Source organism: Shewanella sp. 10N.261.52.F9, assembly GCF_041471165.1.
Lineage (GTDB): Bacteria > Pseudomonadota > Gammaproteobacteria > Enterobacterales > Shewanellaceae > Shewanella > Shewanella marinintestina.
The window spans coordinates 1-10,842 of sequence record NZ_JBFRNX010000040.1 but is presented as its reverse complement, the minus strand read 5'-3'; the positions used below and the strand labels follow the sequence as shown (position 1 = coordinate 10,842).

Here is a 10,842-nt window from a genome sequence, read left to right as displayed (position 1 = left end):
GAAGAGAGAAGAGAGAAGAGGCTTATTTCTAAGCGAGTAAGCCTTGTTCGTTAAAGTGAGTTTAGACTGCTAAGGTCAGTTGCAGATGTGTACCTGCTACAGTTTTTTGACTGCGAACGCTGTCCATCCAGTTGTTGATAATCCAAAGTCCTCTACCTGAACTTGAAGGCGCTGGTGGACATGAGGTTGGTTGTTTTAATGCGTGGTGGATTGAATCATCAAGTATATCAATAGTGACTTTGTGGCTGTCGCAATGACAGATAACAATCATAACGTCGACAGGTGGCTTAGTATGGTCAAATATATTAGCGATGGCTTCTAAGGTACAAGTGATTATCTTGAAGCGTTTGCTATCAGATACCTGGTTTTGCAGCATAAACTGTTCAATTTCTTTGCAAATAGAATGTTTAGACATTAGATCTCGGTTTAGATTGAACTGTAAACTATTCATTGGGTTGCCTCATTAACGTTGCAAGGGTGACCGCGAGATATCAACATTAAAGATATATCATCCTGGGCTTTTTTCTCTTGCCATAACAACGCGCTATAACTTAAATAATGTAGCAGCTTGTCTGCCGTTAAGTTTCTTGCATCATTGATATTTTTTAGCAATTTGTTTTGACCAAAGTAGCCAAATTTACTATGGCGACACTCGTATATACCGTCCGAGTATAATAACAATTGTGCACCACTTTTAAGGGTGAACTGCCGGCTTTGATATTGGTAATGTTTATCTAGGCCAATAGGTAATTGGTTGTGAATTAACTTATCGTCAATAAATTCAGCGCCATCCTCTGCTAGTACAATTGGAGCTGGGTGGCCGGCATTGATAAGTTCGACTAAACCTGTTTCGGTATTGGCTACACCAAGTAACAATGTTGCAAAGCGACCCGTTTGCTCCGGGTCATCAAACTCTAGATTTACTTTGTTGACCAAGTGACAAATATCCCCCTCTTGCCACGCAGGTTGAGTGTGAGACAAATGGTGGGCAATAGTAAAACTCAACATAGAGGCAGCTGTGCCGTGACCGCTGACATCTAATAAGTAAAAGCCAATGAGTTTTGGACTGATATGGAAACACTGAAATAAGTCGCCAGCCAAATCCTGTGCTGGCTTAAATGCCGTGGCAACCTGCCAGTTATTAGCTAAACAGGGACCTTGTGGTAGCAGGGCTTGTTGCAGCTGTGCTGCAGTGGCTAGATCTTGTTTGAGGGCTTCTAGGTGATGTTTTTCTTGTGATAGCAGTTGATTTAATACGTCATTTTTTTCTGCTAGTTCATTTTGCATTTCGATAATGCGAATGCCAGCCAATACTCGAACTTTGAGTACACCAATATTAAAAGGTTTACAGATAAAGTCGTCTGCACCAGCACTTATTCCTTCGACGATATCTTCGTTGCGTTTATTGCCTGTGAGTAAAATGGTGTAAGGGGCAACTGAGTTAGCTTTAATCATTTTACAAAGTTCCAGTCCGTTGAGTCCAGGCATCATCCAATCAGTAATAACCATATCAACCTGATGGTGTTCCAGATAACTTATTGCTTTTTCGGCACTTGTTACATCTTTTACTTGGTAACCCATGGTTGTTAATAAGCTCATTAACTGGAATCGCTCGGTTTCAGAGTCCTCAACAACAAGGATATGGCAAGGCTTGCGTAATTTACTGGTTGAAGTTAATGGCATAGCATGACTCGAAATATTATGTATACGTGCAACATCGCAAGTTGTATGCCATACCACTATTTTATTGATTTATATGGATTTGTTATTAATCCCATTTCCATGTCATTGAGGGCGTTGCAATTTGATTCGCAAAATGAAACTCAAATGAGCCCAATTAAGCTGGTTTTAGTTAGCCTGTATGTATTCGAAAATGTTTCATTTACTTGGCTGTGGAGTGCTTATGTATCAGTAACATTGTTTGGAATGGGGTTTGTACAGCTTAAGTTGCAGAGGACATGCAACCAATAAGTGGATTGTTTTTGCTAAGTAAGCAGCTATAGTAAAGCTTAACAGTGCCGATTTAATAAGAAGTTTGATTGCAACGTGTTAAGGATATAACCAAGGAAGATGACTACGTGCAACAGTAGCTTTTTGGTTGCTATCATATTGGTTATCTTAAGAGGTGATCGCTACAGTGATAGTATTGTGCCAATAATCGAATCCAATTTGAAGGTGTATAGGGAAATAGCCTGCGATAAGAGGGTCATATGAATATAATCGATGAAGCTATTTTAAACGAACTAAGCACTATGCTTGGTGAAGAAGCGATGCATAGAATGATGACCATTTTTATTGATGAAGCCCAGCAACGATTACAAGTGCTTGCAAAGGTTTTATCGTCTTACCAACAGTCAGGGTTATTAGATATGGCTGAAGTTGATATTCAGGCTCATACCCTTAAAAGTAGTACAGCAAGTTTTGGTGCGCATGGACTGTCTGTTGTGGCAGAAAATCTCGAGATGAGTGCAAAGGCGCAAGATAGTGAGCAGGTGATAACGCTCTTAAATGAGGTAGTTCCTGTAGGTGAACAAACCTTAGGTTATTTTAGACAGCGCCTTGTGGCGGATGATTATTAAGCTTTAAGGTTGAAATACGGCATTATATTAACGATTGTCCCTTGTAAATACAGTATGGGATCAACATGCGTTAATTAACATTTTTAGCTAAACCAATAATTAATAGATAGGCTGATTTATATGGATGTAACAAGCTCATTTACTACATTGCTCGTTGAAGACAGTATGTCTTTGGGGGCGTTATATACCGAGTTTTTACGTGCGGACGGGGCTCAGGTCACCCATGTTAACCATGGAGAAGATGCGCTTAACGAGCTCAAGCTGAGACAGCCTGATTTGTTGGTGCTTGATATTCAGTTACCTGACATGTCAGGTATGGATATTTTAGAAGCCGTTCAAAAAGATTACCCTAATATCACAGTCATAATGATCACGGCTCATGGCACGATTGATCTTGCAGTAGATGCCATGCGTTCTGGTGCATTTGATTTCTTAGTTAAGCCATTTGATGCAAAACGTTTGTCGATTACAGTACGCAATGCATTAAAGCAACGCCAACTGGTAAATCTTGTTGCTAAGTATGAAAGTAGCTTACCAAAGCCTCATTTTATGGGGTTTGTTGGTGAGTCCTTAGCAATGCAAACGGTATATAAGACCATAGATTGCGTTGCAAATAGTAAAGCGTCGGCATTTATTGTGGGGGAGAGTGGTACAGGTAAAGAAGTCTGTGCTCATGCTATTCACAATGCTGGTAACCGTAAGGATGGGCCTTTTGTAGCGCTTAATTGTGCATCTATTCCTAAAGACTTAATTGAAAGTGAGATCTTCGGTCATACCAAAGGGGCATTTACTGGCGCGGTGGCTAATAGAGATGGCGCTGCTACCCAAGCACACAACGGCACTTTGTTTCTTGATGAAATCTGCGAAATGGATCTTGAATTACAAAGTAAACTGCTGCGGTTTATTCAAACCGGTGTTTTTCAGCGAGTCGGTGGTACTAAAGAAGAAAAAGTCGATGTGCGTTTTGTCAGTGCGACAAACCGTATGCCTTGGGATGAAGTTAAGGCTGGCCGTTTTAGAGAAGACCTGTTTTATCGCTTGCATGTCATTCCTATTGAGTTACCACCTCTTAGAGTTCGCGGAAAAGATATTCTTTTGCTTGCGACTAATTTACTAAAAGAATACAACAAAGAGGAAGGCAAAAACTTTAAGGGATTTAGTCGTGAGGCTAAAGACTGCTTAAAAGGTTACTCATGGCCGGGAAATGTTAGACAATTACAAAATGTGATTAGGCAGATAGTTGTGTTGAATGATAGTGAAACCGTTGAGCTTGCTATGTTACCGGTTCAATTGACTACAGAGCTTGAGTCGACCAGTGTTTCGCAAAGTAATTTGGCTCAGTCATTTAACTCAAAAACTGAACCATATCAACGTGTTGAAGATATCAACGCTAATAATAGCGAAGCAACTCATGCTTCAGCTTTTATTGGAAACATCGAGCAGGGTGCATTTGTCATTCCAAAAGCGGCAGAAGCTGTTGTGCCAAAAGTAGATTCTGGCCAAATAGAACCTTTGTGGTTAACCGAGAAAAGAACCATAGAAAATGCCATTGAACGCTGCGATGGCAATGTGCCTAAGGCTGCAGCTTTACTTGATATTAGTGCGTCGACAATTTATCGAAAACGCCAGACTTGGGAAGAGTTAGAGAATAGTTTAAGTCATTAATAATTAAGGTCTGTTTAAATTAATGACGCTGACTGTTATTGCTAGAGCAATATTAACGAAAAGAGTAGACTTAGGGTCTACTCTTTTTTGTTTTATACAATGAGAACGCCATGAAATATCTTGTTGATACCCATACTCATACCGTTGCTTCAACCCATGCCTACAGTACATTGCAAGAATATGTTGCCATGGCTAAACAAAAGGGAATTAAGTTATTTGCCACAACCGATCATGGCCCAGATATGGCAGATGCTCCGCACTTTTGGCATTTTGTTAATTTACGGGTAATACCGCGGATCGTCGATGGGGTTGGTATTTTAAGAGGGATTGAAGCCAACATTAAGAATATAGATGGCGATATTGATTTCTTTGGTGATTATTTAAAACAACTTGATATTGTTCTAGCAGGGTTTCATGAACCTGTATTTGCCCCCAGTGATAAGCAAAATCATACTCAAGCTATGATAAATTGTATCAAGAGTGGCAAGGTCGATATTATTACTCATCCTGGTAATCCTGCTTACCCGATAGATATTGAAGCTGTAGCTAAAGCCGCTGCTGAAAACAATGTCGCGCTTGAAATCAATAATTCGTCATTTTTAACTTCCCGCAAAGGTAGTGAGCATAACTGTTTGGCGATTGCTAATGCGGTGAAAGAGGCTGGAGGTCTATTGGTGATGGGCTCTGACTCTCATGTGTCGTATAGCTTGGGAGATTTCTCTCAGGCTTTGACTATTATTGATCAAGCAAATTTTCCTGTGGAGCGATTGTTAAATCGCAGTCCTGAAGCCTTGTTAAGCTTTTTGTCTATACGAGGGCATGGCGCGCTTGATGAATACTCTGCACTACTTGAACAATGATATTTTTATTGAATCTGACAGAGATAGTTACCTTTAAATGCGGATTTTAATTACAGGCGCTGGTGGTCAGCTTGCTCAGGCGTTACTGTCGGTTGCCAATGTCGCGCAAACTAATGCGGCTCAAGTAAATGTTAATGGGTTGGCAGCGGCAGAACAATTATTGATGGGTTTACTTCCCGAAGCTTTAGACTGTTTATTAGGCTCAGATATTGTTAAGGGGTTTTGTCGCAAACAACTTGATATCAGTGATAGCCACTCAATCGCTTGTGCTTTTGATGAATTTGAACCGGATGTTGTTGTTAATTGCGCGGCATATAATGCAGTGGATCTTGCTGAAATAGAGGAATCGACAGCTCTTGATATTAATGCGAATGGTCCTAAGTTACTGGCTCAAGCTTGTTTTATTCGCCGTATTAAGTTAATCCATATATCCACAGATTTTGTGTTTGATGGAGAGCTTATCCACCCATATACAGAACAAGATGTACCTTTACCCTTGTCTGTTTATGGCGGTAGTAAGCTTAAAGGGGAATCTTGGGTTAATGAGATCTTAGGCAGCAATGCAATCATTATTCGTACGTCTTGGTTATATAGCTGCAAAGGGACGAATTTCGTCAAAACCATGCAAAACTTGTTTCAAGTGAAAGAACGCCTATCTGTTATTGATGACCAACGTGGTAGCCCTACATGGTGTGAGGCCTTAGCTGTGGTGATATTTAAACTCGTGAAGCAAATGAAAGCTGTTAAGGCAAAGTCTCATGAAACAAAAGCAAAGCAGTTTGCTAAAGCACTAGATGAAGACGTCAGTGCTAGTTTATACCATTATGCAGCCGCTGGAACGTGTAGCTGGTTTGAATTCGCACAGTATATTCAACGGTATCAAGAGCAGATGTTAGAAAGTATTCAAGCTGTTGAAAACAATCATTCTAGCTGCAGTATCGAGCCTATAACTACAGAGTTATGGCAATCGTTACATAGGAATAAATTAGCGACTAGGCCAATGCAGAGTGCGTTGTGTGCAGAAAAAGTGACTTGTAAATTAGCACTCGATGAGCAAAGCCTATTGAAAGCATCGTGGCAGTTTCAGTTACAAGCGATGTTACGACATCAATCAGCTATAAAGTTAAATTGGACTGAGGGATAGAGCTCAAAGTAAATCTGCAAGCGAGTACAAAAATTATCCCCATACTTAAACAAAAAAAGGCAAAAGTCGCATGTGACTTTTGCCTTTTTATTTATCGCTCACACGTTTGGAAATATGTTAATCCCTAACAAGTGAACCGAGTTAATATGGCCGTTTTTAGAAGCTACGTTCCCAACCTGCGTAGATCGTAGTGTCCCAATCATCGCCACCAGAAGTCATATACTTACTGTAGCCTACTGTGCCGCCAACCTTTAATGTACCTTGGTACAGTGGTCTATGGTAGCTAGTGTCAAACTGGTATACACGTTCATATTCGCCAGGAGAAACCGGGTTACCACCCGACGGATTACCAGTATCTGTGCCATCGGTATTGAGTCTTAACCAACGGAACTTATTAGTGATGTTTTGGCCGCCACCTAATTGAGTAATACCACCAACAACCAATGTCGTAGCATCATTATCGTAAGTGCTGCCTAAGCTTTTGCCATAGTAACGATAGCCATCTTGGTAGAAGCCATGTTCATAAAGACAGTTATAGGCATTGGAGTCGGTACCACAAGCAACTTGAGTGTCTGAGTATTCAACAAATACGCGGGTACTAATATTTTCTAAAACAAAATCAACACCGCCCATATTGGCAGAGTTAATCAGTTTATTTTTACCGTTATGATAATCTTCATGAATGCGTTCGTAGTAAATACCGTAAGGAATACCAAAAGCAGTATCAGACCAGCGGAAGTCATAACCAGCCAACATATTTTCTTGGCCATTAGTAACATCGCCTTCGCTCATGCCACCGTTAAACAAGCCATCCCACCAGTCTCCTAAACTATTGCCATAGCCCTTACCGCCCCATTGCATGGTCCATGAGAAGCCGACTTCAAGTTTAGATATTGGTCTTAAGGTACCGCGAGCGCCCCAATGTTTAGCGTCGGGTACATGACGTCCACTTTCCATTTGGCTAAATGCAGTGGTAAATGTCCAAGGACCAATCCAGTTTAACCACGGTGTTTCAAATGCTTGGCTATTATTGCGAGAGAAAGTGACGCCCGGCATAGGCCTAGCATTGGTTGTTTGAATAAGGCCACTATCCCAGCCTGGTCCCCAATATTTTTGCTGCGCGCCAGCACTGACAATCCAGTTACCTAGCATTACAGCGGCAAAGCTGTTATCTAAGCGAGTGCTGTTACCGTCGATAGGGTCATAGTGGTAGCTTGTTGATAAACGGCCACTAAACCAATCTTTAGTGATTTCAGCTGAGACTTCGGCTTCTGCTTTATCACGGTAATCTTGGCCAAAACCAATAAAACGAGTGGTATCTGAGCCGCCAGCAAGTTTGATAGTTGCACTCATACCTTTATGGTCTTGCACATAGGCACGAGTCACTCTATCAAAAGCATCACGTTGCATGCTTGATAAGGCTGTTTGATCCGCCTTATCCATATCTTGCTTTAGTCCGTCCCACATTAGTGGATAGGTGGTAATTGGTTGCACGATAACACCGGTATCAGATAACAGCTGAATATCGGCTCTAAGCGCAAGATCGGTAGGCTCTACCCACCAAGCTGCTTGTGCAGTGCTGCAACCAAGCAATAATAAACCAGATAATAATTTAAGTTTCATTGGGATCCCTTTTATCAATGTGGCGCATTTTAGAGGATTTCATTGCAAGCGGATAGTGTGGAGGCTTGTGAATCATTGAATTTTCACAAAATGTGACAGCTTGGTTGATTTGCTAGAGTAGATAAATTATTGATTGATAAATCATGAATTTTTAAGCAAGCAATCTGATTTTGTTCTATTTTTTAATTAACTACGTGCTGATATTGGAATATCAAGAAATATAGGCTTTATATAACTGACTTGTATCAGTAATGAATTGTTTGAAGGGAGGCGACTCCTTAGGATATTGACAAGGAGTGTCTGCATGCTATTTGCCTACTTATCATTTAGGCCTGTTTTTCATCGCTTTAGTCGTACGCTACTTTTAACGTTATTACTGATGAATAGCAGCTGCATTTCTAGCAAGGCTATTGAAAAGGAAGTCGAATCAAGTGGTGTTTGGCCTGGTCTAGTTTTCGAAATTCAGCGCAATAGTGTAATAGAGCTGCAGATCACTGAGCTTATTGCTGAAATGACTCTTGCGCAGAAAATTGCTCAAATGATCCAACCTGAAATAGGCGCGATAACCGTCGAGGATATGCGAGAGTACGGCTTTGGCTCATACTTAAATGGCGGAGGCTCCTTCCCTTATGGTAATAAATATGCGACAGCGAGTGACTGGGTTGCACTTGCTGAAACTATGTATCAGGCATCTATAGATGATTCTGTTGATGGCTCGACAATCCCAACAATGTGGGGAACTGATGCCGTTCATGGGCATAACAATGTCATAGGTGCGACGCTTTTTCCGCATAATATTGGCCTTGGTGCGAGTAATAACCCTGAGCTAATCGAACATATTGCCACCATAACTGCCAGAGAAGTGAAAGCGACGGGAATTGATTGGGTTTTTGCACCTACAGTTGCAGTAGCAACTGATGCTCGTTGGGGGCGAACCTATGAGAGTTATTCAGAAGACCCTGCCATTGTAAAAGCTTACGCTGCGGCGATTGTGCACGGATTGCAAGGTTATGCTAATAAGAATTTTTTAACCGAAGGTAGGGTTATAGCGACAACTAAGCATTTTATTGGCGATGGCGGCACCTCAGGAATTGACCAAGGGAATAATGTCGATTTTGAGCAACAGTTATTTGATATTCATGCCCAAGGTTATGTTGCAGGTTTAGCTGCTGGTGCGCAAACCGTGATGGCTTCTTTTAATAGTTGGCAAGGCGAAAAAATACATGGCAGTCATTACCTATTGACTCAAGTGTTAAAGCGGCAAATGGGATTTGATGGTGTAGTTGTTGGAGATTGGAATGGTCATGGACAACTCTTAGGCTGCAGTAATGATAATTGCTCTAAAGCTGTTAATGCAGGACTAGATATTTATATGGTGCCAACGAAAGACTGGAAACCTTTGTTTAATAATTTAGTCATGCAAGTCGAAAGCGGCGAAATTTCTATAGAGCGAATTAATGATGCGGTAAGCCGTATTTTGCGAGTAAAGTTGCGTGCGGGATTATTTGAAAAGCCTGCTCCAGCTATGCGCAAGTATGCGGGAAAACGTGAGTTAATTGGTGCTGAATCTCATCGAAACTTGGCTAGGCAGGCAGTGCGCGAGTCGTTAGTGTTACTTAAAAATAATGGCAATTTACTGCCATTAGCTGCAAATAAGATTGTGATGGTCGCTGGTGATGGGGCCGATAATATCGCTAAGCAATCCGGTGGATGGTCACTAAGCTGGCAAGGAACTGGCAATAGTAATGCAGACTTTCCTCAAGCGACTTCGATTTTTTCTGGTATAAACACACAAGTCGCTAAAGCGGGGGGCAAAGCATTTTTAAGCGAAAGTGGCCGCTATGCCATTAAACCTGATGTGGCTATTGTAGTTTTTGGTGAAGAGCCATACGCAGAAGGCTATGGTGATTTGGATAATTTGGAATATCAGCGAGGCAACAAACGAGACTTAGCTTTATTGCAACGATTAAAAGCTGCTGGGATCCCATTAGTTTCAGTTTTTATCAGTGGTCGGCCATTATGGGTTAATGCAGAGCTAAATGCCTCTGATGCGTTTGTTGCAGCCTGGTTGCCTGGCAGTGAAGGTGAGGGCGTTGCTCAAGTGTTGTTTGCTGATGCTGCAGGCCGCTCTCAATATGACTTTACCGGCAAGTTACCTTTCTCATGGCCAAATAGTCCTCTGCAATCAAAATTGAACTACCGCTTGAACGATCCAAAAACCATTGTTAAGGGGGATTCCGCTCTATTTCCTCTTGGGTTTGGCTTAAGTTATGCCGACTTGCAGGAACTGGCTGAACTTGATGAATTCGTTAAGCTGAAAGATGGCTATAAATCCCGCTTAGCGGTTTTTGACTTAGGGATTATAAAACCTTGGAAGCTTGAATTATCGAGTAAATCAAAATCATCAAGTGATAAAACACAAGATGAAATAAGAAAACCAAAGGCCGTTAAGACTAAAAAGATAAGATTTGAGGACGGTCAATATGCTTTGAGCATTAGCTTTAATGGATCCTCAAAAGCGGAAGTCAGCTTTAAAGAGCTGTTTCCACGAGATCTAAGAGCATTTGATGAACAACCTTCGGTGTTATCAATTTCAATAAATGTTGATGTGATACCTTCCGATAATGTTGAGCTTAGTGTACGTAGCGATAGTGCAGGGAAAGCTTCAGTCGACATCACCAAGCAGATACTTAATTTGGAAAACCAAGGAGAGCAGATTGTCACAGTTGATCTTAATTGTTTTAAGAAGCTGGGAGTTGATTTTTCAGATGTAACATCGCCATTTATGTTGAGCACAAAGGGGGAGTTATCAATGATGATTACCCAGATAGAATGGATATCTCAAGAGACCATTGCGACAGTTCAATGCGAATAACAGATAGACCTTGTAGAGTATATGCTGCTGCGAGCTTCGTGCGCAGTCAGTTGAGTTTAGCGGCTATGTGTATATTTGGCTCTTCGTCGTTAATGG

General features: G+C 41.3%; 8 protein-coding genes. 5 read left to right on the top strand and 3 right to left on the bottom strand.

Going from position 1 to position 10,842, the window contains the following annotated elements; translation table 11 throughout:
- Positions 1 to 61: 61 nt before the first annotated feature.
- Positions 62 to 451, bottom strand: coding sequence for an ATP-binding protein (locus AB4298_RS20610; protein ID WP_371988233.1), 390 nt, complete (start codon positions 449 to 451; stop codon positions 62 to 64).
- Complete coding sequence (locus AB4298_RS20605; RefSeq protein ID WP_371988231.1) at positions 448 to 1,683, bottom strand: SpoIIE family protein phosphatase; 1,236 nt, start codon at positions 1,681 to 1,683, stop codon at positions 448 to 450. Before AB4298_RS20605 ends, AB4298_RS20610 begins: the two co-directional genes overlap by 4 nt.
- Before the next feature lie 527 nt (positions 1,684 to 2,210).
- Between AB4298_RS20605 and AB4298_RS20600 the strand changes: the two genes are divergently transcribed.
- From AB4298_RS20600 to rfbD, 4 genes are all read left to right on the top strand, one after another.
- The gene (locus AB4298_RS20600) at positions 2,211 to 2,579 is read left to right on the top strand and encodes an Hpt domain-containing protein (RefSeq protein ID WP_371988230.1); all 369 of its coding nucleotides are present in this window, start codon (positions 2,211 to 2,213) and stop codon (positions 2,577 to 2,579) included.
- Positions 2,580 to 2,699: 120 nt separating this feature from the next.
- Positions 2,700 to 4,244 carry a sigma-54-dependent transcriptional regulator gene (locus tag AB4298_RS20595; protein ID WP_371988229.1) on the top strand — a complete coding sequence of 515 codons (1,545 nt, stop codon included), beginning with the start codon at positions 2,700 to 2,702 and terminating at the stop codon, positions 4,242 to 4,244.
- A gap of 110 nt (positions 4,245 to 4,354) precedes the next feature.
- On the top strand, positions 4,355 to 5,104 hold the full coding sequence (locus tag AB4298_RS20590) for a phosphatase (protein ID WP_371988228.1): 750 nt from the start codon (positions 4,355 to 4,357) through the stop codon (positions 5,102 to 5,104).
- A gap of 37 nt (positions 5,105 to 5,141) precedes the next feature.
- A complete protein-coding gene (gene rfbD / locus AB4298_RS20585; RefSeq protein WP_371988227.1) occupies positions 5,142 to 6,248 on the top strand; it encodes a dTDP-4-dehydrorhamnose reductase in 1,107 nt (368 codons plus the stop codon).
- Positions 6,249 to 6,404: 156 nt separating this feature from the next.
- Here rfbD and AB4298_RS20580 read toward each other — a convergent pair whose 3' ends face one another.
- Entirely contained in the window at positions 6,405 to 7,871 is a 1,467-nt protein-coding gene (locus AB4298_RS20580; protein WP_371988226.1) for a capsule assembly Wzi family protein, read from the bottom strand.
- 379 nt (positions 7,872 to 8,250) lie between these two features.
- Here AB4298_RS20580 and AB4298_RS20575 point away from each other — a divergent pair, with 379 nt between their 5' ends.
- Positions 8,251 to 10,746 (top strand): glycoside hydrolase family 3 protein, encoded by a 2,496-nt coding sequence (locus AB4298_RS20575; RefSeq protein WP_371988293.1) that lies wholly within the window; start codon positions 8,251 to 8,253, stop codon positions 10,744 to 10,746.
- Positions 10,747 to 10,842 lie beyond the last annotated feature (96 nt).